Below are 26,933 nucleotides of genomic sequence, written 5' to 3'. Positions count from 1 at the left end.
CAAAGGAGCAATCGGAACTGGACTTCCGGTTGCTTCCTTACTTTGGAATGGTTTAGAATGGATATTACTTCATAAAATGATCTATAGCACCTATTCACGCCGTAAAGGAGTTTTGGACTTGAATAATAATGGTTTTCAGCATGGTAACGCTGCAGGCATGCGTATTCACGTATTGCCAACTAAAGCGTTCAAAACCTTCGCCATCTCACTTTATGCCGGTGTTCCGCTTGCAGAGGAGACTGTAACCTCAACCGCGCTAGTTCCTTTTGTACTTCGCAGAGGGACTGCCTCTTATCCTGAGACTACTCAGTTTCGCGAAAGGCTGGAGGAGCTCTACGGAGCCGGATTTGGTTTTGATGTCTATAAACGCGGTGACCACCAAATCGTTCAGTTTCGGATGGATACGATTAATGATTCTTTTGTGCAGAGCAAAGAAAGTCTGCTGGGTGAATCGTTCGCTTTTCTGGGAGAAGTATTAACCCGCCCTGCTCTGGAGAATGGAATTTTCCGTTCGTCCTACGTCGCTACAGAACGTGAAACGGTCCGTAAGAAACTGGAGTCTATTGTGAACGATAAGATCCGGTATGCTGCCGAACGATGTATCGAAGAGATGTGTAAGAATGAGCCTTATAGACTCCACCCCTTGGGGCAGAGAGCGGATTTGGATGCATTGACACCTGAGAAGCTGTATCAATCTTACAATTCTTGGTTGGATGGTGCCATTCTGGATCTGTATGTGGTCGGGGACACTACTCCGGAGGAAGTGGAGAAGCTGGTGAAACGCCACTTCGGCCGTAATACTTCAGAAACCAAAGACTATACTTCCCGATTCTCTCCAGTAACGGTAACAGAAGTTCGAACCGTGGAAGAAAAACTGGATGTAAGCCAAGGTAAGCTGAATATGGGGTTGCGTACCTCTATCACATACAAAGATGATTCGTATGCCACTGCATTGATGTATAACGGAATTTTGGGTGGCTATCCTCATTCCAAGCTATTTGTGAATGTTCGTGAGAAGGAGAGCCTTGCTTACTATGCTTCCTCCCGCTACGACGGTCATAAAGGGATCGGAACGATTCAATCCGGTATTGAAGTTCAAAATTACGGTAAAGCGGTCGATATTATTACCAAACAATTGGAAGAAATGAAAGCCGGCCGTATCAGTGATTTAGAACTCAGTCAGACCAAAGCGATGATTCGTAATCTGCTGTCTGAAATTCAGGATTCCGCATTTGAAATGATTTCGTTTGATTTCAACCGCCAGCTTTCCGGAAAAGATCGGTCTACTCAGGAGCTAATGGATCAGGTTGAAGGAACCGGAGCAGAGGATGTGAAGGCAGCCGCTGACACTTTTCGGCTGGACACGATTTATTTCCTGACAGGGCAGAAGGAGGAATAGCGGTGGAACAGATGTATTACGAAAGACTCCAAGAAACCATTTATCACGAAGTGATGGAGAACGGTCTGCGGGTATATGTATTGCCAAAGCCGGGATTCCGTAAAACATATGCGACTTTTGCAACGAAATACGGTTCTGTAGACAATCATTTTCATGTGGCAGGAGGGGAAGAGACAAAGGTTCCTGACGGAATCGCCCATTTTCTGGAGCATAAAATGTTTGAAGAGCCGGAAGGCGATATTTTCGCTACCTTTGCTTCCAATGGTGCGTCTGCAAATGCTTTTACAAGCTTTGACCAGACGGTCTATTTATTCTCTGCTACGGAGAATATTGAGACCAATCTGGAGACGTTGGTTGACTTTGTGCAGCGTCCCTATTTCACCGATGAGAATGTAGAAAAGGAAAAGGGGATAATTGGCCAAGAGATCAACATGTATGCGGATAATCCTGACTGGCGTGTCTATTTCGGCCTAATTGAAGCGATGTATTCCAAGCACCCAGTTCACATTGATATCGCCGGAACGATTGAATCCATCGGGACAATTACAAAGGAGACACTGTATTCCTGTTACAACGCGTTTTATCATCCGAGCAATATGCTTCTCTTTGTGGTCGGAGGGGTAGAACCGGAGAAAGTCATTTCGCTTATTCGCAGCAACCAAAGTGCGAAGTCTTACGGGATCCAAGGCGATATTGAACGCATATTTGAAGAAGAACCACAAGCAGTGGATCAAAAAGTTCGTGAGTGCAAGCTGGCCGTATCCATGCCTAAATGCTTGTTCGGCTTCAAGGAAAGGGTGGAGGGAATTTCAGGCGAAGCAGCTATTCGTCGTGACCTAACAACCAAGCTGATGCTGGATCTGTTATTTGGCAGTAGTACTACTTTGTATCAAAAGCTTTATGACGAGGGACTGATTTCAGATAGTTTTGGTCATGAATTCAATAGTTCACCCGAATATGCATTCTCGGCAATAGGCGGGGACACCAAAGATCCTGATCTGCTCCTGAAGCGTATCCGGGAAGAGGTAGATGCTATTCTCGAGTCCGGTTTTGCAGAGAGTGATTTCGAACGTGCCCGCAAAAAGAAAATTGGCGGCTACCTGCGAATGCTGAATTCACCAGAAAGTATCGCTCATGAGTTTACTCGCTATCAGTTCCGCGGCGGCAATTTATTCGAGGTACTTCCTGTATATGAATCCCTCACACTTGATGAGGTTAATGAACGTCTGCGTAGTCATGTGGATTGGGAACAGCTGGCGGTATCTTTGGTGGTGAGTCCTTAATGGCTGGTGTGGGAGAGAACAGCAAACCATTAGGGGAAATGACTGTGCTCGTTACCGGTGGTGGTGGCGGTATCGGTGGGGCTATTGCTGAACGTTTTGCATCCGTGGGAATGAATGTAATCATACACTACATGACCTCACATGAGGCAGCTAATGACGTTGCCAGACGCTGTATGGCGCTAGGGGCTAAGGTCATGACTGTAAGGGCTGATATTAGAGACCGCAGTCAGCTGCTGCGTATGGCCGAGAGGCTCGAGAGTAGTGGAATGATGCCTGATATTCTTGTTAACAATGCAGGGAAAGCTCATTACGGCATGTTAGCCGATCTGAGTGAAGAGGAATGGGATGATATCATGGCTGTGAACTTGAAAGGCAGCTTCCTTTGCAGTCAAATTTTCATGCCTTATATGGTTTCTGGGCGCTATGGTCGAATTATAAATGTTTCTTCCGTCTGGGGGATTTCAGGAGCATCCTGTGAAGTGGCTTATTCCGCTAGCAAAGGTGGCGTTAACGCCTTCACCAAGGCCCTGGCCAAAGAATTAGCTCCTTCAGGTATAACGGTTAATGCTGTTGCTCCTGGAGCGGTAAATACATCAATGCTGTCCACTTTGCAGGAGGATGAGCTGCGCATGCTGGAGGAAGAAATTCCAGCAGGGCGGCTAGGGTCTCCTGAAGAAATTTCATCACTGGTTTATTTTCTGGCTTTGCCTGAGTCTGGATATATTACCGGTCAGATTATCAGTCCGAATGGCGGCTGGATCACCTAACCGTTTGGAGAAATGCTCCAGCATAACGACCTTTGACCCGGGACATATTATAACTGTTGCTTTTAAATCTCAGTAAATATGAAGGAGGATTTAAGATGTCAACAGGATCGAATGGGCCAACGGTTATCAAAAATTTCGACACTTGGAAAAAGTTTCTGGGTGAACGTGTCGTACAGGCGGAGAGAATCGGAATGAGCGATGAGACAATCTCAAAGCTGGCTTTTGAAATCGGGGAATTCCTCGATAAAAAAGTCGATCCGCAAAACTCTTCAAACCGGGCGATCAAAGAGCTGTGGGATGTCGGTAATGCAGCAGAGAAGCATACGATTGCTACTCTGATGGTCAAACTGGCGAAAAACAACGCATAGCTGTGGAATAAGCTCCCTTTCCGGGAGCTTTTCTGCAATTATACAGTCTGACCTTGCCTTTCAAATTTTTTTTATATATCATTAACATGACCCGTGCAATAAAGTGCTTTGTCGATTTATCATTTTTTTTGACAGGTGACAAATGCAGGGAAAAGGAATCTATGAGGTGTACAAGTGGAATATAAACAATGGTATATGGAATATAAGATACATAAAAACAGACCAGGTCTGTTGGGTGATATTGCTTCCATGCTAGGTATGTTAGAGGTCAATATTTTGACTATTAACGGTGTAGAAGGCAAAACCCGAGGTATGCTACTGGAAACAAATGATGATCAGAAAATTATGCTTATGGGCGAAATGCTCAAGAAAGTTGATAATATTACAGTGACGGCTCTACGGACACCCCGACTTGTAGACAAGCTGGCGGTGCGTCACGGCCGTTATATCGACAGGGATTCGGATGACCGCAAGACATTTAGATTTACCAGGGATGAACTAGGTCTTCTGGTAGATTTTCTGGGAGAAGTGTTTAAGAAGGAAGGGAATCAGGTTATCGGATTGAGGGGCATGCCTCGTGTCGGGAAGACGGAATCTATTATTGCCGGCAGCGTGTGCGCCATGAAGCGATGGACTTTTGTATCCTCTACGTTGCTTCGTCAAACGGTGCGCAGCCAGCTTGCCGAGGATGAGCTAAACCCAAACAATGTGTTTATTATTGACGGAATTGTAAGCACAATACGTTCAAATGAGAAACACTATAACCTGTTGCAAACGATTATGGCTATGCCAAGCACGAAGGTTATTGAGCATCCTGATATTTTTGTGCGGGAATCCGAGTACACTTATGATGATTTTAATATCATTATTGAGCTGCGAAACACTCCCAATGAAGAGATTTTGTATGAATCGTTTACAACGAGCTACAGTGATGATCTATAAAACAAACTAACGAGGAGGTGATGGTATGTCGGAACTGGGCCGGCATTTGAAGGAGGCGCGTCTGCAAAAAGGGATGAGTCTTGACGATGTCCAGGAAGTAACGAAGATACGCAAAAAATATTTGGAAGCCATCGAAACAGGGGATTATAAAGTTCTCCCGGGGGATTTTTATGTAAGGGCGTTTATCAAAACCTATGCGGAAGCTGTGGGTGTGAACCCTGACGAATTAATGCAGGAGCACGGCAATGTTGCTGTGACACCTAAAGAGCCTACCATGGAAAGTGTAATACAAAAACGCAGCCGTAGGCCTGAAACGGAACGGAATGCCAAGTGGCTGCCCACTTTGCTTATGTGGACTTTTCCAGTCCTCATTATTGTTGTCATTTATATGTATGCTATTAAGTCTGGATCCGATGGAAATCAGACCGTGGATCCAACTAAGGTAACAGATGCGACGCAGGATCCCAAAACAGCCCAGACATCCTCTCCAGCGCCCGGTGGAGGGGTAGCGCAACCGACTGCCTCTCCAACAACCGGGAATAATGGGGATTCCGTACAGACTACACCAGAACCGTCACCGAGCCTGTCGCCTTCTCCACAATCAATTACTTTAAGTGAAGGCCGTAAATCAGGCAAAACCACCATCTTTGATGTATCCGCTCCGGCAGGAAGTCCGGTCGAGGTTGTCATCAACGCTACGGGGATAAGCTGGCTTGAGGTGTATAAAGGCGGGAACTCCACGGGGGAGAAGCTTTCATATGGCAATACGGCTGCAGGAGACAATATGGTCTTTACACTGGGTAGTGAAGGGATTTATATTAAATCCGGCAATTCACGAGCTACTGTAATTACCGTTAACGGACAGACAGTGACGGACGGCAAATCCACTTCCCGAATTCTTTTTGAATTGGCAGATGGTGTAGATGGTACAACAGATGGAGCCGGTACAACCGAGGGAACTCAAGGATCTGAGGGTTCTGAGCCCACTGCTACGGAAGAAAGCATCACAAGTGAGTAAAACGTGGAATAGGCTTTCACTTTATGGATAACCTAAGAATGACTTACAGTTCTTACAGCCAAAGTGAGGTGTATTCCCATGACCGTCAGTTGGATCGTAACAGGCCTAGGTGTTATCGTCAGTTTGCTAGGTTATTATTTAACTCCAAACGCTTGGGGCTATGGAATTCTAGGCTTCGGACTAGCACACATCGTGCTTGGGCTCTTGGATATGTTCAGGAACCCTGCCCGCAGCAGATAAGCAGCTTCAGCAAAAGAAAAAGCGTCTCCTGGAAGCTCAGGAGGCGTCTTTTTGTGCTCTTTTTACCTTTGGAACGCTGGAATTTCTTGCATTATTAGACTTGCGGGCTGGTTTCTCATATAATAGGAAAAGAATAAATGTTGGTAAAGGACGTGGAGTAATGAGTTCGGAAAGTTCATTCGACATCGTATCCAAAATGGATATGCAGGAGTTGACCAATGCGGTTCATCAAACCGAGAGGGAATTAGAGAACCGGTTTGATTTTAAAGGAAGTAAAAGTAGTCTGAAGTTGGAAAAAGACGCGCTTATTATTGCTTCCGAGGATGAATATAAGTTAAATGCAGTGATTGATATTCTGCAAACTAAGATGGTTAAGAGAGGGATAACCCTCAAAAATTTAGATTATGGCAAAATAGAACCGGCTTCAGTAGGTGTACGCCAGCGATTAGGCTTGAAACAAGGAGTCGATCAGGAGAATGCTAAGAAAATCAATATTCTCATTCGTGATTCCAAGTTGAAAGTGAAAAGCCAAATACAGGGTGATCAAATACGCGTGACCGGTAAAAACAGAGATGATCTGCAACAAATCATTCAACTTTTGCGAAATGCCGATTTACCGCTGGATCTACAGTTTAACAATTTAAAGTAAAGTAAGAATTCGTGCCCCGCGGTGCTTAGAGCACAATCACTTGCGGGGTGCTTTCTGTTCTGAATAATTTTTCCAGGGAGGAACTTCTGTGAATTTGCCTAACCGTATCACTCTTGCCCGTATTTGTCTTATACCGATCATGATGTTTTTCCTGCTGGGGAATTTCGACTTTTACCCTGAGCCTATCCATTGGGGTTCTTTCCAGCTTTCTGTTAATCATTTATTTGCGGCGGTTATCTTTCTGCTCGCAGCCAGTACGGATGGGATAGACGGTTACATTGCACGTAAATACAATATGGTTACTAACCTGGGCAAACTGCTAGATCCTCTTGCAGATAAGCTCCTAGTGTCGGCTGTATTGATTTCATTGGTGGAAATGGGAAGATGTGATTCATGGATTGCCGTTGTTATCATTAGCCGTGAGTTTGCCGTAACCGGACTTCGCCAAGTTGCTTTGCTTGAAGGAAAGGTTGTTGCCGCCAGTAAATGGGGCAAGATTAAAACCGTTATTCAGATTGTAGCCATCTCACTGTTGCTGCTGAATAATTTCCCGTTCCAGTTTGTCCAGATTCCTGTGGATGATATTGCTATATGGGCCGCAGCTCTAATCACTATTTATTCAGGTGTGGATTACTTCGTGAAAAATAAGGATTTGCTACAGCTTCATAAGGCATAGGCAGGATTTCAAATACTCAATTACAGGAGGCTAGAACCAGCTATGAAAGCGGAAATTATAGCCGTCGGTACAGAACTATTATTAGGACAAATAGTCAACAGCAATGCCCAATTTTTATCGGTAGAACTTGCCGCGCTAGGAATTGATGTGTATTTTCAAACTGTGGTCGGGGATAATCTCAATCGTCTGCAGCAGGCTATTGAGATCGCTCAGAGCCGTGCCGATGTAATTTTGTTCACAGGCGGCATAGGTCCAACCGAAGATGATCTTACCAAAGATGGATTGGCTGCTGCCCTTGGCCGCAACTTACATATTGACACCCCTGCAATGGAGCATGTTCAACGTTTTTTTGATGAACGCAAAATTTTTATGACGGAGAATAACCGCAAACAAGCGCTCATGGTAGACGGAACTACGCCGCTTCCGAATGAGGTGGGTCTTGCCGTCGGACTTGCTCATGCACATGAAGGTAAATTTTATATCGTTCTTCCCGGGCCTCCCCGGGAGATGAAGCCGATGTTCACGGACAAGGCCAAGCCGTGGCTTTTGCAGCACGCGTTGACGCATGAGATGCCAATCTACTCTAGAATGCTTAAATTTGCCGGTATTGGAGAGTCTCTTCTCGAGGATAAGTTAATTGATTTGATCCGCAATCAAACCGATCCGACCATTGCACCTTATGCCAAGGAAGGGGAAGTAACCGTTCGTATCTCCACTAAAGCCCCTTCCGAGCAGGAAGCTGCTGAGAAGCTGAACGCTTTGGAGGAGCAGATACGGGAAATTCTTCCTGAGCATATGTATGCGAACATAGACATCCCGCTGGAAAAGCTACTAGTTGACCGGATGGTAAATGCCAGTTTGACTCTGAGTGCTGCTGAGAGCTGCACAGGCGGGCTGTTGATGGAGACCCTAACCAGTATCCCGGGAAGTTCAAGCATGTTCTTGGGAGGCATTGTATGTTACTCCAATGAAATGAAGATGAAGCTGCTGAATGTACCGGAAGCATTATTAGAGGGCAAAGACGCACCAGGCGCTGTAAGCCGTGAAGTAGCTGAAGTTCTGGCGGAACAGGCCAGATTAATAGCGGACAGTGATTTCGGTTTATCGGTTACAGGAGTGGCTGGGCCGGGCTCGTCTGAACGTAAACCTGTGGGGCTTGTATATATCGGAATAGCAGAGCGCGGCCAAGAAACTGAAGTGTTCGAGCTTAATCTTAGGGGTACAAGAGACAATATAAGGCTGCGGACTGTGAAGGCGCTGCTTTATCGGCTCTGGAGAAGACTCGAACAACGTTAACACAGGAAAAGAGAGAATAAATTATATAGAGGATCACACTTGTAATAGTTCCCATTAGGGGTATATAATCAGGACACACGGAAGAACCGTGGCATTGAGTATTCTTTGCCACGGTTCTTCCGTTTTTTTTCGTAGTAATAAATAGCTATCTCTGTACAGGTTTTTGTTAATTAAGTTAAGTGTAAAGAGGCTTACAATAAAAGGGATACAGAAGGGAGAAAACAAAAAAAACGAATGTATGTTCGAAAAAAGTCTTGGCAAGACCTCAAAAACACGTTATTATAATACTATAAACAGTGAAGGAAGTGGTCTGATTGTCAGATCGTCGTGCAGCGCTGGAGATGGCGCTTCGTCAAATAGAGAAACAATATGGTAAAGGTTCTATCATGAAACTGGGAGAATCCGCTCATATGCAAGTGGAAGTTGTACCTAGTGGATCTATCGCATTAGATATAGCATTAGGCATTGGCGGACTCCCAAAAGGTCGTATTATTGAAGTGTATGGCCCGGAATCTTCCGGTAAAACAACGGTTGCTCTTCATGCGATTGCAGAAGTGCAAAAGGCTGGCGGACAAGCTGCATTTATTGATGCCGAGCATGCATTAGATCCTAAATATGCAAATGCCCTAGGCGTAAATATTGATGAGCTGCTGCTTTCACAGCCTGATACCGGTGAGCAAGCGCTTGAAATTGCAGAAGCACTCGTTCGCAGTGGTGCTGTAGACATTATTGTTATCGACTCTGTGGCAGCGTTGGTTCCGAAAGCGGAAATTGAAGGTGATATGGGAGATTCCCACGTGGGTCTGCAGGCACGTTTGATGTCACAGGCTTTGCGTAAATTATCTGGTGCGATTAGCAAATCCAATACCATTGCTATCTTCATTAACCAGCTTCGTGAGAAGATTGGTGTGATGTTTGGTAACCCTGAGACTACTCCGGGTGGACGGGCACTGAAATTCTACTCCTCAGTACGCTTGGATGTGCGTCGTGTAGAGAGTATTAAGATGGGTAACGATGTGGTGGGTAACCGCACCAAGATAAAAGTTGTTAAGAACAAGGTAGCTCCTCCGTTTAAGCAGGCAGATGTAGATATCATGTACGGTGAAGGGATTTCCAAAGAAGGAAGTCTTGTTGATATTGGTACCGAGATGGATATTGTGAACAAGAGTGGTGCATGGTATTCCTATGAAGGCGAGCGTCTGGGTCAAGGCCGTGAGAACGCGAAGCTGTTCCTGAAAGAACATAAGGATATTGCCCTTGTAATTGAGAACAAAATTCGTGCAGCAAGTAATCTAACCACCCTAGTAGCTCCACCAAGTGAAAAAGAAGTGGAAGCGGAGCAACAAGAAGAAAAAGCATTACTTGAAATTGAATAAATTCTAACCATTGGGCGCCCTGTGAAGACTGTAACAGGGCGTCTTTTAATAGGGTGTCATAGCTGTACTTATCATCAGATGGCGGGGTGAATAACATAAATGGTTATACAACTTGATCCTGAATTTGAGGAAAAGCAGGATAAAGAGGAACATATTCTTTCGGACTTTCCGGACAATGAACTTCTTGAGATTACAAGGGTAGAACGGAAGAAGAAATCCGATCACCGTTATATCATCCATTTTGGAGCCTATAACATGACTGTTCATGAAGATGTCATGATTAAATATCGAATGATAACCGGCAGCCAGTTTATGAAGTCTGATCTGGAGGAAATTGTTCTGGCGGATGAGCGCCAGCGGGCTTATGTGGAAGGGCTTCGCTATTTGGGTCACAAACCCCGAACCGCTCAGGAAATGGCCCGCCGTTTACGGCAGAAGGAAATCGGGGAGACTATTATAGCAGAAACTTTGCAGCGGCTGCAGCGTGAACAATATATTGATGATCCCTTATACGCCAAGCAGTGGGCTGAACAGCGGATTACCAATCAGCGTAAAGGTAAGATGTGGATCCGGCAGGAACTGCGGGAGAAGGGGATTGATAAATCCCTCATCGCGGAAGCGCTGGATGATATCACCCCGGAACAAGAGCAGCAGAGTGCACTCCTATCAGCCCGCAAAAAGTGGAATTTAATTCGTGGTGAAGTTCCGGATAAGAGACGGAAAACCGGTGCTTATTTAATGAGACGCGGATTTTCGGGCGAAATGGTGCGTCAAGTGCTGCAGATTTTGGTGCAGGAAGAGAATTTTCAGGGCGAAGATGATGAAATATACTACCCTGAGTAAGTCTCTTGACTTTCCTGTCTATATCGACTCTCTTGACAAGGTCTTTTTATAAATAATAAAATATAACATGAATCGGCATAAAGTTTGAATCCTTTTACCTTCCCAAAAAGGTTCCTACTCCGATTCACGTATCCACTCATATGAAATGTAATCGCCAGATAAGGCGGGCAGTGTGCATGTAGAGCATGTGCAGGAAAACAATTGGTGAGATTACCGGTTTTTTGTATGGTGATGAACGGTAGTTTGACAACTGCACAATTCCCAGGGAATACCTTGGAGTAACTAAATCAACGAGGAGGTGAACAGATGCAAGATTGGATCTGGGTCATTATCGTTCTCGTTGTAGCGACAGCATTCTTTGGGTTCGGTTATATTATTCGGAAATCCATTGCAGAGGCTAAAATTTCCAGCGCAGAGCAAGAAGCCGTAGTCATCGTGGAAAACGCGAAGAAAGAGGCAGAAGCGCAGAAGAAGGAAACGGTATTGGAGGCTAAGGACGAAGTCCATAGAATCCGTAGCGAAGCTGAGAAAGAAACGCGTGAACGTCGTAATGAAATTCAACGACAAGAAAGACGTTTACTGCAAAAGGAAGAATCTCTGGATAAAAAAATGGAATCGCTTGAACGAAAAGAAGAACAAGTGGCTAACAAAGAGAAACGAATTGATGAAACCCAACAGCAAATTGACGTCATTTACAAGAATCAAGTGACTGAACTGGAACGCATCTCTAATTTAAGTATTGAAGATGCAAGAAGTATTATTTTAAGTAACGTGGAGCAGGAAGTTCGCCATGAAACTGCACAGATGATTAAGGAAATCGAGCAGCAGGCGAAGGAAGAAGCGGACAAGAAAGCCCGTGAAATCATAACTCTCGCTATTCAACGCTGTGCGGCTGATCATGTAGCAGAAACAACGGTATCTGTTGTAACGTTGCCGAATGAAGAGATGAAGGGTCGGATTATCGGTCGTGAAGGCCGCAACATCCGGGCACTGGAGACTCTCACAGGTATTGACCTTATTATTGATGATACGCCTGAAGCGGTTATTTTGTCGGGATTTGATCCTATCCGTCGTGAAGTTGCCCGTACAGCACTGGAGAAACTGGTAGCTGATGGACGAATTCACCCAGCACGCATTGAAGAAATGGTCGAGAAATCCCGTAAAGAAGTAGATGAGAGAATTCGGGAATACGGCGAGCAGGCTACCTTCGAGGTAGGTGTTCACGGATTGCATCCGGATTTGATCAAAATTCTGGGACGTCTGAAATTCCGTACGAGCTACGGTCAAAATGTGTTGAAGCACTCCATGGAGGTTGCTTATTTGACTGGACTTATGGCCGGTGAGCTTGGGGAAGACATCGTGCTTGCAAAACGTGCCGGATTACTGCATGATATCGGCAAAGCGCTGGATCATGAAGTAGAAGGTTCACACGTAGAGATTGGTGCCGAACTAGCAAGGAAATACAAGGAGCATCCGGTTGTTCTTAACAGTATCGCTTCTCACCATGGTGACTGCGAAGCTACCTCGGTTATTGCTATGCTGGTTGGAGCAGCTGACGCATTGTCGGCAGCAAGACCTGGCGCTCGCCGAGAAACACTGGAAACCTATATCAAGCGTTTGGAAAAGCTGGAGGAAATCTCCGAATCATTCGAAGGTGTCGAGAAATCGTATGCCATTCAAGCAGGCCGCGAGGTACGCGTGATGGTTCAACCTGAGAAGATCGATGATGCTGAAGCTTTCCGTCTGGCTCGAGACATTACTAAGATGATTGAGAATGAACTGGATTATCCAGGTCATATCAAAGTTACCGTTATTCGCGAGACACGGGCGGTTGAATACGCTAAATAGGCAATAATGAAAAGTGGCGCCTTAATTGGTGCCACTTTTCATTATGTATTGCTTATAAATACCTATTACCTATGAGGAGGAGAACATTATTAAAGTTTTGTTTATTGGTGATATTTGTGGCAACACCGGAAGAAAAGCATTGCGTGAAATGCTTCCATCCCTAAAAAGTAAATATCAGCCACATATAATTATTGTCAACGGAGAGAATTCAGCAGCCGGAAGAGGGATTACTGCCTCTATTGCGAATGAATTTTTTAATTGGGGCGTACATGGTATAACGATGGGAAACCACACATGGGATAATAGAGACATCTTCGAATTTATCGATGACGAGCCGCGTATGATTCGCCCAGCCAATTTCCCTCCGGATACTCCGGGACGGGGGTATACAGTTATCAAAGCTAACGGCAAAGAGCTAGCGATAGTTAACTTACAGGGACGTACCTTTTTACCGGCGATTGACTGCCCTTTCCGGGTAGGAGACGATATTATGGAAGAACTGTTAACTAAGCATAAATGTATTCTCGTAGATTTTCATGCGGAGGCGACCTCTGAGAAAATTGCTATGGGTTATTTCATGGATGGACGAGCTTCGATCGTGGTTGGTACACATACTCATGTGCAAAGTAATGACGATGTGATTCTCCCTGGGGGAACCGCTTATCTGACCGATGCAGGAATGGTTGGTTCAAGAGAAGGCGTATTGGGTATGGAGAAGGATGCAGTTCTATATAAATTCACAACCCAGCTTCCCGCTAGATTTGTCGTGGATGAAGGTAAATGGCAGCTAAACGGTTTATTTGTAGAATTAGATGAGTCAACCGGATCGGCAAAGCGCATGGAGAAGATCCGTTTGCGTGAAGATGAATGGATTATGGACTAATAAGGCTGAACAATAAGTGGACAAATCGGGAAAATCGGACAAACCTGGGTAAATTGTGATATTTATTATATCGAAAAAGAGTATCTTTTGAATTAATTTCTGCAGAATGCTTCGAAAAAAGAAGGAATTATTTCTTCGCTCTCGAATAACATCTACAGTAGTGGAAGAACACCATCATTTTTCCCAGGGGAGGTACTTACAATGGATGTATTAAAAGTATCAGCTAAATCCAATCCGAATTCCGTCGCCGGTGCATTAGCAGGTGTTCTTCGTGAACGTGGTACGGCCGAGCTTCAAGCGATTGGAGCGGGAGCACTGAACCAAGCAGTTAAAGCTGTCGCTATTGCCCGTGGGTTTGTCGCACCAAGCGGTGTCGATTTGATCTGTATCCCAGCCTTTACCGATATTGTCATTGATGGAGAAGACCGTACTGCTATTAAACTGATTGTCGAGCCTAGATAAATATAATTTTAAAGATTAAATCTGCCCTATACATCAGGCAGATTTCTTGAAATATAAGTAAGAATAAGTTTAGTCTTATCCTTTTTTATATTTCTGAAAAGAAACGGGGGTTGTCCTAAGGGGCGGCGCAGCCGTTTCTTTTTGCATTCAGAGAAAGTGAGGCCAAGCTAATGGGAGTCGGAGAACGAAAAATAGTCGATTTTCACTGTGACGCTTTAAGTAAAATGCAGGAAATGCCGGATATTGTCTTCAAGGATGATCATCGCTTAGATGTTACTGCCGAACGCATGGCTGAGGGGAAAGTCGCGCTTCAATGTTTCGCCATATATCTGTCTTCAAAAAGAGGCCGGCCACGCTTTGAGGATGTGCTGGGACAAATCGATCACTACAGAAGTGGTGTATTGGGTTTAGGAGGCCTTCAGTGGCTCCGTTGGAGAGAAGAAACGACAAACATAGGTAAAGACGCCTTGAGTTGGGGGATGCTCTCCTTGGAGGGTGTAGACGGTCTGGAGGGTAACTTGTTTTATGCGCAGCTCTGCTTCGAGCTTGGGGTGCGGTTTATGGGAGTGACCTGGAACTATGCGAATTGGGCGGCGGACGGTGTTCTGGAGCAGCGGAATGGCGGTTTTACCGAAAAAGGACGTAAACTAGTGGAGTGGTGCAATGAAAGCGGAATGCTGTTAGACGTGTCGCATTTGTCATCGGCAGGGTTCTGGGAATTGACTGAGCTTAGTAAACGTCCTTTTATAGCTTCCCACTCTAATGCTGCGGCGATCTGCAACCATCCACGAAATTTAACAGACGAGCAGATTTCTGCCCTGATAGCTATGGACGGAAGAATAGGGTTGACCTTTGTTCCTTGGTTTGTACGCGAGGGAGGGGAGGCTACCTCAGAAGAATTATTTGGACATATTGAGCATATATGTAGTCTTGGCGGTGAAAAGCAGATTATGTTTGGTTCGGACTTCGATGGGATCGATGCTTGGGTAAAGGGTTTGGAGCACTCAGGGAAATATTCGGATTTTGCAGAGCAGTTGCTTCGCCATTTTCCTGAGGCTTTTGTGAAGGGTTGGCTCTTTGATAATGCTATTACATATTTGAAGTGTCATTTACCCTCTAAACCGGTTCAATCGTGACAAATCGGTTCCGAAATTACGAAATGTCACAAAAAAGAGCCTTAAAGTGATGAGGCTCCTTTTTAATTTCAAGGAATAAGTTGTATAATGTACAGTGGCTTGTACAGATAATAGAGAAAATACAAGGAGTGACTTTACAATGAGCAAGACTGTACCCGTAGGTGTGTCGGCCCGACATATTCACCTAACGCAGGAGCATGTGGAAGTGTTGTTTGGAGCAGGTTACCAATTAACTGAATTCAAACCGCTTTCCCAACCAGGACAATTTGCAGCAAATGAGCAAGTAGCAGTAATCGGAACCAAAGGTAAATTCGACAAAGTAAGAATTCTTGGGCCTGCCCGCCCGGCATCACAACTGGAAGTATCTCGCACAGATGCATTCAGTCTTGGTGTGAAAGCACCCGTTCGCGAATCCGGCAGCATAGAAGGAACTCCAGGCATTACGCTTAAGGGTCCTGCAGGTGAGGTTGAATTGGACAAAGGTGTTATTGTTGCAGCCCGCCATATTCACTTTCATACATCTGAAGCTGAGGCTTGGGGAATTTCCGACAAGCAAATGCTTAAAGTACGTCTTGGAGGCGAACGCGGCCTCGTATTGGAGAACGTCCTAGCACGTGTATCCGACAGCTTTGCGCTGGATATGCATATTGACACCGATGAGGCTAATGCTGCAGGTGCCAACAATGGCGATAGCGCTGAGATTCTAGACTAATTACTTACTTAACTCCATAAATGATGTTTTAGGAAAAAATGGGCAATGCAAAGTGAAAACCTCGCTTTGTGTTGCTTCATTTTTTTTACAATTCGGATGGGATTTTATTCTTAAAACTCTAGAAGTATTATCAGTCCCGTCGAGGTTAATAATACTTATATATAGAACGGCTCATGGCATATTTCCTTATAATAATCTACAAATAACAAGCGATGGAATAAATATCCATACCTTTTTATGCATAAATGCGCAAATTGGACTCCTTTTATTGTTAATTTGGACTTTCGGGTGTAACTAAGCCTTCAATTATAGTATGATAAGAGAAGGTAGAGAATAAGGACCTTTTCGTTTAGAGAACCATATTCAAATCAATCCGCTCATATTAATGGTTAAAAAAAGAAAAGGGGAATAAAGACATTGGAAATTAACTTAAATTTTACGCCAAAAGGTAAAGTAGCTATTGAGAATTTTTCGAACGAGGAATTAATTGAAATCTTCACCAGATACTCCAACACATTAACTAAGAAGTATAGTGTTGATGTCGCTGTGCCTGCGGATGCGAACCAAGGTATTGTGGCTGACGGCTCATTGAAAGTCATATTAAGTAATGTTAAATGTGATGTGGATATCTTTTTTAGAGAGTTAGGCCGTGATGTTAAAGTTCCTTTGAAGAAGAGACTTGCCGGTGGAAACTTAGACAACGTATTTAAAATTGTTACTGTGCAAGAATAAGTCCCTTTACAGGGGCAGTAACTAACCTAGAGAGATACAGGATGGGAAGGACTGATACAGTTCCTTCTTTTTTGTCGTTCCTAGAATTAGACATGCGGTGCGGATATTAATACATGAGGGAGGGAGAATAGGACAAGGAGGTGGGGATTATTCGAAAACAGCTCTTTTTAACATTAGTCCTTCTAATTGGGGGATTTCAGCAGCCGGGTTATTGCAGTGCAGTGAGCACGGACAAGTCTGATCATAAAAGCAGCCTCTTTGCCCTCTTATACCCTTATGTGAATGCTGCGATTACTGAATACTATGGCCGGCCTAAGCAGTACATGAATGAGGAAATTACGAAGGTTCGTCACGTAGGGGGGAATCAAACCAAATATCACTACTTCGTAGACGTGAAGCTGGATACATTCGAACATGCTCATAACCCTCCTTATGGTCAAGATTTGTTAACCTTTGAGGTTAAACTAGGGAAAGCAACATTGGTTGCATATGATCATAAAGGTGATGCGTGGGAAGAGAAAATTAAGATTTTTAAAAAGACGGTCCTTCAGGATATAGAAAAGACATTTGCGCTGGACTTCACGCACTACCGTAAATATGATTATGGTTTATTGTTTCAAGAAGCGCAGCATAATGCGGAAATGAAACCTCTTTTAGACATTAGCGATAACATTATGAACAATAGCCTTAGAGTCAAAGGGGCCTATGTGAATGTAACCGCCCCCTGGGTTTTCCTTAGAAACAATGAGGGGTATATTGTATATAAAAAAACTGACGGTATGAACGTAGTGATCCGTGTGGTCAAAATAGCAGGGGTATGGTCGATAATGGGTGAGGTCTCAAAACAGGGTGTGCAAATGAAGCCGGAGCTGCTATGGTATATGCAGGCCTTATAGTAGAGATGATGGAGGGATAAGAGTGAAATACGAGAGTAACAGTCCTGAAGAATATTTGAGCCAAGTACCGCAAGAAAGAAGAGAAGTACTGGAGAAATTAAGGCAGACTATTCAGGATAACCTTCCTATCGGTTTTGAGGAAACCATAGAATACGGAATGATTTGTTATGTCGTTCCTCATCGAATTTATCCTTCAGGATATCATGTGGATCCCAAGGTCCCTCTCCCTTTTCTAAGCATAGCCTCCCAAAAGAACTTTATAGCGCTTTACCATATGGGGTTGTATTCGATCCCTGAGGTCCTGACATGGTTTCAGGAAGAATATCCTAAGCATGTGACAACAAAGCTTGATATGGGCAAGAGTTGTGTGCGGTTCAAGAATATGAATAACATTCCATATGATCTAATAGCAGAATTGTGCAGGAAGATAACACCGGAGGATTACATACGGACTTATGAAATGCAATTGAAAAAGATACAAAAGTAACGTTACCCAGTAGGAGTAGGTATGAGGGTGGATTTGGAAGGCTGGGCTTCCCCGTGCTACAATAGCACTCAAAAGGAGTGATTAAGTAATGGCTATAGAAATTAACGTTCAAGAGACACCCAATCCGAACTCCATCAAGATCAGTACCAATCAGACTATATTTGAGGGTCCTAGAAGTACTTCTTTGAAGAAGGGTGATGCCACAGAGCATCCCTTAGCCAGCGCGCTTTTGGGTATTGAGGGTATTGATAATATTTTTGGGATCAAAGATTTCGTGACGGTCAGTAAAATAGAGGATGCGGAGTGGGATACGATTCTACCCCAAGTGGAAGCTGCTTTTCAATCCGTCTACGCCTAAAAAAGATTCATGAACTTCCCTTTAAACATCAAAAGCCGCCTGTATACAGTCCTCGACTGCGTACGGCGGCTTTTTTAAAATATCAGAAAGTATAAGTTTTCAGTAAGGACGGCAAAGCCGATTCTTCTTGTATGATTAGGCTTCTAAAGCCAAGGGATTCTGATGTAAATGTAATCCTAACTCTTCCTGAAGGGATTGACTTATGGAGGTCAAGGGAAGTCGCAGCGTATCCGATGTAATGGAGCCGCTTTGGCTGAGGAACCATTTAATAGGTGCAGGATTAGATTCCTTGAACAATAGGCGGATTAGTGGAACGAGATTATCAAATGCTTGCTTAGCCAAATCCAATTGGCCTGATCTGAAGTACTCATAAATTTGGATGAACTCAGCAGGTTTAACATTAGCCGAAGCGAGCATGCCTCCTGCGGCACCGTGACCCAGCATATCGAAAAAATTGATATCGTCCCCGCACAATACGGGTTTTGATCCATAACGGGTAAGCTCAGTTACTAGTTTAGGGCTGCCGGAGCAGTCTTTTAAACCTACGACGTTATTCATTTCCAGAATGGTACGGGCTGTATCCACCGTCAAGCCAACACCGGTTCGACCTGGGATATCATAAGCTATAACGGGGATTCCTACCTCTGCAGCCTTGCGGAAGTGAGCAATGATACCTTCTTGTGAAGGGCGGCTGTAATAGGGAACCACTACAAGAACGGCATCAGCCCCCAAGTTTGCGGCAAGCTCGGTGCGTGTTACAGTCGATCTTGTATCATTCGTTCCTGTGCCGACTATCAGGGGAACCGAGGATGATTGTAGAAGTTCACGAGAAGCATTAACCAGCAGCTGCAGCTCATTTATGTTTACAGTTGGTGATTCTCCAGTTGTTCCGTTTACGACCAAACCTTGAATGCTGTTGTTAAGAATGCTTTTGACATATCGCTGATACGAATCCAAGTCAACTTCACCGGCAGCATTAAACGGGGTTACCACAGGGACGTACACTCCACAAATCTGTTTTTCTGTAAGCATAATATCGGCCTCCAACGTATTTAATTCCTTTAATGCTACTTTAGCATGGATTATTGCATCGGTGTTATCTATAATAAATGATATGTATCATCATTATTATTGATGTTGGGGTGAGAATATGGATTTAACCTACTTACGAACTTTCCGCGAGGTTGCGAAACGCCAGAGCTTTACACGTGCAGCCGAAGAGCTGGGATATGCTCAGTCCAGTGTAACGATGCAGATCCAAAAAATAGAGAAGGAATACGGTGTAAAGTTAATTGAAAGGCATGGACGCCAGTTACGCCTTACACCGCCTGGTGAAGAGCTTCTGAAGCTGTTTGTTGAGATACTCGATTTATATGACCGTTCCAAGGAGACGATCGCACAGCAAATAGGGGGTACTTTAACCATAGGTACGATTGATTCTTTGGCTGCTTTTTACTTGCCGCCTTTTTTACAGCAGTTGAGGACTCGTTTTCCGGGGCTGAATATACATTTGCAGACGGATAAGGAAGCTAATCTAGTTGCCAAAATAAAAGAGGGCGAAGTAGATATCGGATTAATGTTAGACCGCAATACCGCTGATTCTTTCCTGCACCGGAGGATCATTCGTGAGGAACCGCTAGTGTTAATCGCTCCTGCGAACCACGCGTTATCCAAGTTGGACATGGTGACTATGCAGGATCTTAATAACTATGAGTTCATTGTTTCCGAGGAGAGTTGCATTTATCGAAGTTTATTTGAGAATTTGTTAAAAGAGAATGGGATCATCTTCCGTATTGGCTTTGAGCTCTCGAATTTGGAAGCGATCAAGCGTTGCGTGATGAATGGCCTTGGAATTGCGCTGCTGCCCAAAATTGTTGCACAAGAAGAGATTGCACGGGGATATCTCATAGAGCTGCCCTTTGTTCATCCCGAAATCCACTTTGATCTGCAGCTTCTTCTCCATCCAAAGAAATGGATCTCCCAACCCTTGCAGCATTTCATCCAGATGCTGATGTCGGAAGCCAAAACCGAAGCAGAGGCTGCAAGTAGCTAAAGGGCAGGTATTGAGCCTAAGCCTGCGGAGTTCCGCCCTCAGATGGGTGGAGCCGCCTTCTCATTACACCGGGCGTACAGCCGTAAGTCTTACGGAAGACCCGTATGAAATAATTAGTCTCCATCCCCAGATGAAGAGCAATGTCCTGAACGGGGATTTCTGCATCCTCCATAATCATTTGCACCGCACGCTGCAAGCGCAGATTCTGTAGATATTGGTGTGGAGTTACACCGTATTCCTGCAGGAACAGGCGCTGGAAGTGCTGGACGGAATAACCGACAGCACCTGCAAGATTGGAGATTAGCAGCGGCTCGGTAAAGTGCTCATTAATGAGGCCGATAGCTTTTTGCAGGGCATCGTTACGAACAGTCTCGAACTCTTGACGGCCTACAACTCCATGATGGGATTCGGATTGGCGCAGCATTAACAGCAGCCTGTACAGCGTCACTGAGAGCTCCTGCATGGATTGCTCATCCTGACGATTGGCAGTTTGCGTGTTCACTGTTTGCCAGATCTGTCCGATGGCCTTCCAGCATTCTTCGAAACGGTCGGGACGGAATGGGATAGAAGTTTGCCTTCCGATGTCTCCCAAAAAGTGGTGAGCCTGACTTCCATGGTAGCCAATAAAAGCCACATGCCAGGGTTCATGGGAGAGGGGATGGTATTCATGACCCCGGTCCTGTGGGAAAGCAAAGGCCATTCCCGGTTCCAACGTTATTTCGGTACCGCTCTCCAGATCACGGAACAAACCTATTCCACTACGAATCAGAAAAATCTGGTTCGAGGGAAAGCCGGTTGGACGTACGTGATGATATTGGATATGTCTCCCCACGGAATAAGGGAATAAGGGAAAGCGATCAAGGTTGCGAGGCATTTCAATTAAGGAGAAGGGAAGAATGTTTATCACCTCATATTCATTTTGTACTATTCAGTTGCTAATATCATCCTACTTCATTACATGAAAAATCTTATATTATAAATAGTATAAATGATGATTCATGAAATGGACAGGGAGCTCTCTGTGTATTCATCAGAGAATAATCCCATTCTCACATGGTCACGATATGAGAGGATGAATGAGATATGAGTATTAAATTCCCACCGATTAGCAGCAAGGCTCCAGTTATGCTGCATGGTGCTGATTATAACCCCGAGCAATGGTTTCGATACCCTGAAGTTCTTCAGGAGGACCTGCGGCTGATGAAGCTTGCAGGCTGCAATGTGATGTCAGTCGGTATTTTTTCATGGGTATCGCTTGAGCCGGAAGAGGGAGTCTTTACCTTTGGTTGGTTAGATCAATTACTGGATTCTTTTGCATTGAACGGTATTTATGCCTTTTTGGCGACTCCTAGCGGAGCGCGTCCAGCCTGGATGTCAGAGAGATATCCTGAGGTGCTGAGAGTTGAACGCAACCGTGTCCGTAATCTGCACGGGGTTCGTCATAACCACTGCTACACATCCCCCGTATACCGGGAAAAAACAGCAATTCTTAATGGGAAGCTGGCTGAGCGTTACGCGCATCATCCTGCTGTCATCGGCTGGCATATCTCTAATGAGTTCGGCGGGGATTGTCACTGTGACCTATGTCAGGCTGAATTCCGAGGTTGGCTGAAGAATAAGTATAATGACAGCCTGGACGAGTTAAACCATGCTTGGTGGGCCACGTTCTGGAGTCACACCTACACCTCATGGGAGCAGGTTGAATCACCGGCCCCCCATGGGGAGAATCAGGTACACGGCTTGAATCTCGATTGGCGGAGATTTGTCAGCGAACGAACCATTAATTTCTGTCAGCATGAAATTGATTCGGTTCGCAGCTTCAATCCTGAACTACCTGTGACTACTAACATGCATAACATAGACGGTATAGATTACCGCAAGCTGGCAGAGATTCTAGATGTGATTTCTTGGGATGCCTACCCGGAATGGGGATATACCGACGATGGAGATAATGCCCGGTTAGCGGCATGGACTGCGATGCATCATGATTTGTTCCGTACCTTGAAGCAGAAACCTTTCCTGCTCATGGAGAGTACTCCTTCACTTACGAACTGGCAATCGGTCAGTAAGCTGAAGCGGCCCGGAATGCATATGCTGTCCTCTATTCAGGCTGTAGCGCACGGCTCGGATTCGGTGCAATATTTCCAGTGGCGTAAAAGCCGCGGCTCCAGTGAGAAGTTCCACGGCGCTGTCGTGGACCACAGCGGACACCAGGAGACTCGTGTGTTTAAGGATGTCGCAGAGGTAGGGAAGACTCTGGCGGGGCTGTCAGAAGTCGTTGGAACCTCTACACCGGTACAAACAGCCATTATCTATGATTGGGATAATCGCTGGGCGATCAAGGATGCTCAAGGAATCCGTAATTCCGGATTGCATTATGAGGAGACCGTATTACAGCATTACCGTGCACTATGGGAGCAAGGGATTGCAGTAGATATGATCGGGATTGAGGATGATCTATCCGCCTACAAGCTGGTTATTGCTCCGATGCTTTATCTGATCAGTGAAGAGAATGGTAAACGAATCGAGAAATATGTCGAGCAGGGCGGAACTTTCCTGGCGACGTACTGGTCTGGCGTTGTCGGTGAGACGGATCTATGTCATTTGGGCGGGTTTCCGGGACCGTTGCGGAGAACACTTGGCATTTGGGCTGAGGAGACAGAGGGCTTACACAGCCGTGATTTGAACGGACTGGTGATGAAGGACGGTAATGCACTTAAATTGACCGGAGATTATGATGCTCATGAGATCGCGGAGCTGATTCATCTGGAAGGTGCGGAGGCTCTTGCACATTACCGCAGTGATTTCTATGCGGGGCGTCCAGCGCTAACCATGAACCGCTTGGGTGAGGGACGTGCGTACCATCTGGCCACTCGGGTGAAGGATACTTCTTTCTATGTGGAGTTGTACTCCGAGATTACGAGAAAGGCTGGCATTCGCCGGACACTGGATACGAGTCTTCCAACGGGCGTAACCGTACAGCTTCGGACGGACGGAGAGCATGATTATCTGTTCGTGCAGAACTTCAGTGATATGGAACAGGTTGTGGAGCTGGACGACAAAGATTACAGCGTTTTGAGAACCGGCACTAAGGCTCCGCATGTATTGAATCTGCCGGTCAATGGACTGGTGATGTTGAAGCGCAAACATTAATAGGCTTAATTTAATTAATTGGGGCAGGACCTGGTGAATAGTCCTGCCCTTTTTTTGGTGTTTCATTAGTTCAGTATAAATTTAGAAGGAATTTTTCCTACTAATTTTAGGGATTAAACCACTTAGCGAGGTATTTATTTATATTTCTCTTTAAATTTCTTCCCACGGTTGAACAACGGATTATTTTCGTATGCCTGCTCCCAGACGAAGTTTTAATATTCACCTCTTTTACTACACAATCCCAAAGAGAAAATATAAGTAGAATCTATATAGATTCTACTTGAGTCAGTTTCATAAATGTTTTTACAAGATATAAACCATATAAACATCTGTGCATGTGGGTGGTAAGTCTGAAAACCTGCTGAATTCAGAATATTATCCGTTGTTGACTACAATTTTGATGAGGAATCAGCAGATTTTCGCATTATGAAAATGACTCCTTAATGCAGATTTCAAGCGCAGACGGTGCCTCAGGAGCAGAATGTTGTAAATTGTGCAGGAATTCGAGCGTAAATGATGCTTTAGGAGCGAAATTGTTGTATTTTGTGCAGGATTTCGAGTGCGAAGGGTGCTTCAGGAGCGGAATTGTTGTACTATGTGCAGGAATTCAGGCGCAAAGGGTGTCAAAGGAAATTGACTTACTTATAAAAAAAAGGGTGCCCATCGGGCACCCTTTAAGATTATTATAGTCGGATTATCTAGCCAACCATCCACCGTCTACGTTCAAAATGTGACCGTTTAGGTAATCGGAAGCAGCAGATGCCAAGAAGACAGCTGGTCCTTTAAGATCTTCAGGTGTTCCCCAACGTGCTGCAGGGATACGATCCAAAATTGAATCGGAACGCTTTTGATCCGCGCGGATAGGTGCAGTGTTTTCAGTAGCCATGTAACCCGGTGCAATTGCGTTGATGTTCAGACCGGAACCTGCCCATTCGTTAGCAAATGCTTTAGTAAGACCAGCTACAGCATGCTTACTAGCTGTGTATCCCGGTACGTTAATGCCGCCTTGGTAGGAGAGCATAGAGCAGATGTTGATGATTTTACCATTTCCTCTTTCCAACATGTGTCTACCCACAATTTGTGACAGCAAGAAAACGGTATTCTGATTCAGGTTGATTACATCGAACCAGTCTTTTTCGCTGTGGTCTTTAGCCGGTGCACGACGGATCATTCCTGCGCAGTTCACGAGGATGTCAACGTGGCCAGTAAATTCAAGGGCTTTATCAAACATACCTTGAAGGGTAGTGTGGTTACTCAGGTCGCACTCCAGGCTAAGAGCCTTAACGCCAAAGGCTTCAGCTGCTGCTACTGTTTCTTCACTCGAGTTAAGGGAAGCAGAGATAACATCTGCGCCCGCTTCTGCGAAAGCAAGTGCAATGCCTTGTCCAAGACCTTGGGCTGCGCCTGTTACAATTGCTGTTTTTCCTGCTAGGCTAAATAATGACATAATAATATTTTCTCTCCTTTAATAGTTTAGATGTGTGAGTGGATTGTGCCCACATTCGATGGTAACGCCTGCGCTACGGAACAGTTCCGCTGTTTCCGGGGCGAGCCCTTTGTCTGTCAGAAGTACGTCCACTTCTTGTAAAGAAGCGAAGGTACGCAGTGCGGTGTTGCCGAACTTATGATGATCAACAACGGCGTAAACCTGGTGGGCTGTAGATACAAGTGCTTGTTTATACTCTATGAAATCCCCCGTGTAAATGGAGAGTCCTTGCTCTATATTAACCGCTGTAGCCGACAAAAATGCTTTTTGTATGTTTAAGCTTTTTACATAATTAACAGCTTCCTGACCAGCAAGCATGTTACGAACACGGTAGCCCCCGGGTACAACGAGACGAATGTTATCTTTAAGAACAAGTTCGCTGATGATGTATACATCATTGGTAATGACGGTCAGGGACATATTATTCAGACGCCGCGCTATTTCGAGCGTCGTACTTCCGCCGTCCAGAGCTATGATATCGTCCTGTTTAATATGACGAAGCGCGCTCAGTGCAATCTCCGTTTTTTCTTCGGAATACTTATCCAGCGGCGCCTTGGAGGGCAGAATACCGAATTGATCGCTTTGTGCCAACACAGCTCCACCATGTACACGAACGAGCAATCCTTGTTCCTCGAGTTTGCTTAAATCTTCGCGGATTGTTTTTCCGGTCACCTGGAGCTTATCGCTAAGCTCATTAACAGTTACATCTTTTTGGTTCAGCATAACTTCCATAATCATTTCGTGTCGTCGTATCGGGTTCATAACCGTCCTCATCTTTCCGTAAGAGAAGTTTCCCTCTATTGTAATTCTTTTATGGAGACGGCGTCCATATCATCATAACGTTTGTTGTCGCCAGCCATACTCCAAATGAATGTATAGTTGTGGGTACCCACACCGCTGTGGATGGACCAGCTTGGAGAAATTACAGCTTGTTCGTTATGCATTACGATATGACGGGTTTCAGTTGGCTCACCCATAAGGTGGAACACCGCTTGATCCTCAGGAAGATCGAAATAGAAATACGCTTCCATACGGCGTGGATGTGTATGGGAAGGCATTGTATTCCACATGCTGCCTGCTTTAAGCTGCGTCATACCCATAACGAGTTGTGCACTTTGAACTCCGTTGGTATGGATGAAGCGGTGAATGGTGCGCTCGTTAGCATTTTCCATTCCGCCCATTGCTCCGGATTCGGATTCAGCCAAGTTAGTTTTTGTAGTAGGGTAGGATTGGTGTGCAGGAGCGGAATTCAGGTAGAATTTAGCTGGTTTTGCAGCATCTACGCTCTTGAATATTACATCCTTAGAGCCTTGACCCACGTACAAACATTCTTTGGTGTCTACTTCATATTCTGTTCCGTCAACGACTACTGTACCTTTACCGCCTACATTAATAATACCGAGTTCGCGGCGTTCCAGGAAATAAGTAACACCCAGCTCTTTAAGGTCCGTTGTCAGAACAACATCCTTAGTTACTGGGTTAGCACCGCCAACAATCATGCGGTCTTCGTGAGTTAGAACAAGCTTGAGCTCATCTGGAGCAAAAATTACAGGGATGTGGAATTCCTTGCGCAAACGCTCAGTATCAAATTGTTTAACTTCATTTGGGTGGGAAGCAAAGCGTCTTTCCATGGGTTATTCAATCTCCTTCTCAGTGAGAAATGGTTTGTATATGTACAATTTACTCCATTTAGGTTCATATTACAAGTGGTAATCTTTTTTAGTAGGTTTGTTTTAGTTTATTTGGTGGTTTATACAATTGCTATGTGAACGGGAAAGGTGCAGAATTGAACTATTATATATTAACCAGATGACATAATCACATCCAGTATCAAACGCATTGTATAAATGTAGTAACAACTCGCAATGTA

The 26,933-nt window shown here is 44.8% G+C and carries 28 protein-coding genes; 23 read left to right on the top strand and 5 right to left on the bottom strand.

The features are described from left to right. Nucleotides 1-118 precede the first annotated feature (118 nt). The 21 genes from yfmF to PWYN_RS22035 all read left to right on the top strand — a co-directional run bounded on the left by yfmF (nucleotide 119) and on the right by PWYN_RS22035 (nucleotide 18,371). A complete protein-coding gene (gene yfmF, locus PWYN_RS22130) occupies nucleotides 119-1,399 on the top strand; it encodes an EF-P 5-aminopentanol modification-associated protein YfmF (RefSeq protein ID WP_036656360.1) in 1,281 nt (426 codons plus the stop codon). 2 nt (nucleotides 1,400-1,401) lie between these two features. Next, entirely contained in the window at nucleotides 1,402-2,682 is a 1,281-nt protein-coding gene (yfmH, locus tag PWYN_RS22125) for an EF-P 5-aminopentanol modification-associated protein YfmH (RefSeq protein WP_036656357.1), read from the top strand. Next, nucleotides 2,682-3,449 (top strand): elongation factor P 5-aminopentanone reductase, encoded by a 768-nt coding sequence (ymfI, locus tag PWYN_RS22120; protein WP_036656355.1) that lies wholly within the window; start codon nucleotides 2,682-2,684, stop codon nucleotides 3,447-3,449. The genes yfmH and ymfI overlap by 1 nt, the downstream gene beginning before the upstream one ends. A gap of 95 nt (nucleotides 3,450-3,544) precedes the next feature. Beyond that, nucleotides 3,545-3,817 carry a DUF3243 domain-containing protein gene (locus tag PWYN_RS22115; RefSeq protein WP_036656354.1) on the top strand — a complete coding sequence of 91 codons (273 nt, stop codon included), beginning with the start codon at nucleotides 3,545-3,547 and terminating at the stop codon, nucleotides 3,815-3,817. A gap of 174 nt (nucleotides 3,818-3,991) precedes the next feature. After that, the gene (locus PWYN_RS22110; RefSeq protein ID WP_036656353.1) at nucleotides 3,992-4,759 is read left to right on the top strand and encodes a DUF3388 domain-containing protein; all 768 of its coding nucleotides are present in this window, start codon (nucleotides 3,992-3,994) and stop codon (nucleotides 4,757-4,759) included. A 25-nt stretch (nucleotides 4,760-4,784) separates the two neighbouring features. After that, nucleotides 4,785-5,777, top strand: a complete 993-nt coding sequence (locus PWYN_RS22105; RefSeq protein ID WP_052088283.1) for a RodZ domain-containing protein — start codon at nucleotides 4,785-4,787, stop codon at nucleotides 5,775-5,777. A 78-nt stretch (nucleotides 5,778-5,855) separates the two neighbouring features. Then, nucleotides 5,856-6,017: a hypothetical protein gene (locus PWYN_RS29680; protein WP_169744143.1), complete on the top strand. Its 162-nt coding sequence runs from the start codon at nucleotides 5,856-5,858 to the stop codon at nucleotides 6,015-6,017. Between the two features lie 160 nt (nucleotides 6,018-6,177). Beyond that, on the top strand, nucleotides 6,178-6,666 hold the full coding sequence (locus tag PWYN_RS22100; RefSeq protein WP_036659080.1) for a YajQ family cyclic di-GMP-binding protein: 489 nt from the start codon (nucleotides 6,178-6,180) through the stop codon (nucleotides 6,664-6,666). 88 nt (nucleotides 6,667-6,754) lie between these two features. Then, the gene (gene pgsA, locus PWYN_RS22095) at nucleotides 6,755-7,342 is read left to right on the top strand and encodes a CDP-diacylglycerol--glycerol-3-phosphate 3-phosphatidyltransferase (protein ID WP_036656350.1); all 588 of its coding nucleotides are present in this window, start codon (nucleotides 6,755-6,757) and stop codon (nucleotides 7,340-7,342) included. Nucleotides 7,343-7,384: 42 nt separating this feature from the next. Next, nucleotides 7,385-8,638 (top strand): competence/damage-inducible protein A, encoded by a 1,254-nt coding sequence (locus PWYN_RS22090; protein WP_036656347.1) that lies wholly within the window; start codon nucleotides 7,385-7,387, stop codon nucleotides 8,636-8,638. A gap of 314 nt (nucleotides 8,639-8,952) precedes the next feature. Further along, nucleotides 8,953-10,014: a recombinase RecA gene (recA, locus tag PWYN_RS22085; protein ID WP_036656344.1), complete on the top strand. Its 1,062-nt coding sequence runs from the start codon at nucleotides 8,953-8,955 to the stop codon at nucleotides 10,012-10,014. A 99-nt stretch (nucleotides 10,015-10,113) separates the two neighbouring features. Next, nucleotides 10,114-10,857: a regulatory protein RecX gene (locus PWYN_RS22080; protein ID WP_036656342.1), complete on the top strand. Its 744-nt coding sequence runs from the start codon at nucleotides 10,114-10,116 to the stop codon at nucleotides 10,855-10,857. A gap of 306 nt (nucleotides 10,858-11,163) precedes the next feature. After that, entirely contained in the window at nucleotides 11,164-12,705 is a 1,542-nt protein-coding gene (gene rny / locus PWYN_RS22075) for a ribonuclease Y (RefSeq protein ID WP_036656339.1), read from the top strand. An 88-nt stretch (nucleotides 12,706-12,793) separates the two neighbouring features. Further along, nucleotides 12,794-13,588 (top strand): TIGR00282 family metallophosphoesterase, encoded by a 795-nt coding sequence (locus PWYN_RS22070; RefSeq protein WP_036656336.1) that lies wholly within the window; start codon nucleotides 12,794-12,796, stop codon nucleotides 13,586-13,588. A gap of 201 nt (nucleotides 13,589-13,789) precedes the next feature. After that, on the top strand, nucleotides 13,790-14,050 hold the full coding sequence (locus PWYN_RS22065; RefSeq protein ID WP_036656334.1) for a stage V sporulation protein S: 261 nt from the start codon (nucleotides 13,790-13,792) through the stop codon (nucleotides 14,048-14,050). Between the two features lie 170 nt (nucleotides 14,051-14,220). Continuing rightward, the gene (locus tag PWYN_RS22060) at nucleotides 14,221-15,186 is read left to right on the top strand and encodes a dipeptidase (RefSeq protein ID WP_036656332.1); all 966 of its coding nucleotides are present in this window, start codon (nucleotides 14,221-14,223) and stop codon (nucleotides 15,184-15,186) included. 139 nt (nucleotides 15,187-15,325) lie between these two features. Beyond that, complete coding sequence (pduL, locus tag PWYN_RS22055) at nucleotides 15,326-15,898, top strand: phosphate propanoyltransferase (RefSeq protein WP_036656331.1); 573 nt, start codon at nucleotides 15,326-15,328, stop codon at nucleotides 15,896-15,898. A gap of 417 nt (nucleotides 15,899-16,315) precedes the next feature. After that, entirely contained in the window at nucleotides 16,316-16,630 is a 315-nt protein-coding gene (locus PWYN_RS22050) for a hypothetical protein (protein WP_036656329.1), read from the top strand. 140 nt (nucleotides 16,631-16,770) lie between these two features. Next, complete coding sequence (locus PWYN_RS22045; protein WP_036656325.1) at nucleotides 16,771-17,526, top strand: DUF3888 domain-containing protein; 756 nt, start codon at nucleotides 16,771-16,773, stop codon at nucleotides 17,524-17,526. 22 nt (nucleotides 17,527-17,548) lie between these two features. Continuing rightward, the gene (locus PWYN_RS22040) at nucleotides 17,549-18,013 is read left to right on the top strand and encodes a DUF1801 domain-containing protein (RefSeq protein WP_036656322.1); all 465 of its coding nucleotides are present in this window, start codon (nucleotides 17,549-17,551) and stop codon (nucleotides 18,011-18,013) included. Between the two features lie 88 nt (nucleotides 18,014-18,101). Then, entirely contained in the window at nucleotides 18,102-18,371 is a 270-nt protein-coding gene (locus tag PWYN_RS22035) for a NifU N-terminal domain-containing protein (protein WP_036656320.1), read from the top strand. Between the two features lie 135 nt (nucleotides 18,372-18,506). Here the strand turns inward: PWYN_RS22035 and dapA are convergent, their stop codons facing one another. Then, nucleotides 18,507-19,403 (bottom strand): 4-hydroxy-tetrahydrodipicolinate synthase, encoded by an 897-nt coding sequence (gene dapA, locus PWYN_RS22030; protein WP_036656318.1) that lies wholly within the window; start codon nucleotides 19,401-19,403, stop codon nucleotides 18,507-18,509. A 118-nt stretch (nucleotides 19,404-19,521) separates the two neighbouring features. Between dapA and PWYN_RS22025 the strand changes: the two genes are divergently transcribed. After that, on the top strand, nucleotides 19,522-20,424 hold the full coding sequence (locus tag PWYN_RS22025; protein ID WP_036656315.1) for a LysR family transcriptional regulator: 903 nt from the start codon (nucleotides 19,522-19,524) through the stop codon (nucleotides 20,422-20,424). 16 nt (nucleotides 20,425-20,440) lie between these two features. On the opposite strand, the gene PWYN_RS22020 is transcribed toward PWYN_RS22025, so the two are convergent. Beyond that, nucleotides 20,441-21,331 (bottom strand): helix-turn-helix domain-containing protein, encoded by an 891-nt coding sequence (locus PWYN_RS22020; protein ID WP_240479810.1) that lies wholly within the window; start codon nucleotides 21,329-21,331, stop codon nucleotides 20,441-20,443. 176 nt (nucleotides 21,332-21,507) lie between these two features. On the opposite strand from PWYN_RS22020, the gene PWYN_RS22015 reads away from it, so the two are divergent. Continuing rightward, the gene (locus tag PWYN_RS22015) at nucleotides 21,508-23,577 is read left to right on the top strand and encodes a beta-galactosidase (protein WP_036656313.1); all 2,070 of its coding nucleotides are present in this window, start codon (nucleotides 21,508-21,510) and stop codon (nucleotides 23,575-23,577) included. A gap of 694 nt (nucleotides 23,578-24,271) precedes the next feature. Here PWYN_RS22015 and kduD read toward each other — a convergent pair. Genes kduD through kduI form a run of 3 tightly spaced genes read right to left on the bottom strand, consistent with a single transcriptional unit; the run spans nucleotide 24,272 to nucleotide 26,694 of the window. Then, the gene (gene kduD, locus PWYN_RS22010) at nucleotides 24,272-25,024 is read right to left on the bottom strand and encodes a 2-dehydro-3-deoxy-D-gluconate 5-dehydrogenase KduD (protein ID WP_036656311.1); all 753 of its coding nucleotides are present in this window, start codon (nucleotides 25,022-25,024) and stop codon (nucleotides 24,272-24,274) included. 18 nt (nucleotides 25,025-25,042) lie between these two features. Then, a complete protein-coding gene (locus tag PWYN_RS22005) occupies nucleotides 25,043-25,825 on the bottom strand; it encodes a DeoR/GlpR family DNA-binding transcription regulator (RefSeq protein ID WP_036656309.1) in 783 nt (260 codons plus the stop codon). Nucleotides 25,826-25,860: 35 nt separating this feature from the next. Beyond that, on the bottom strand, nucleotides 25,861-26,694 hold the full coding sequence (gene kduI / locus PWYN_RS22000) for a 5-dehydro-4-deoxy-D-glucuronate isomerase (RefSeq protein WP_036656308.1): 834 nt from the start codon (nucleotides 26,692-26,694) through the stop codon (nucleotides 25,861-25,863). Nucleotides 26,695-26,933: the final 239 nt, after the last annotated feature.

The sequence above is a fragment of the Paenibacillus wynnii genome (assembly GCF_000757885.1).
Taxonomy (GTDB): domain Bacteria; phylum Bacillota; class Bacilli; order Paenibacillales; family Paenibacillaceae; genus Paenibacillus_AQ; species Paenibacillus_AQ wynnii.
The sequence above is the reverse complement of the archived record's forward strand: the minus strand, read 5'-3'. Positions and strand labels throughout refer to the sequence as shown.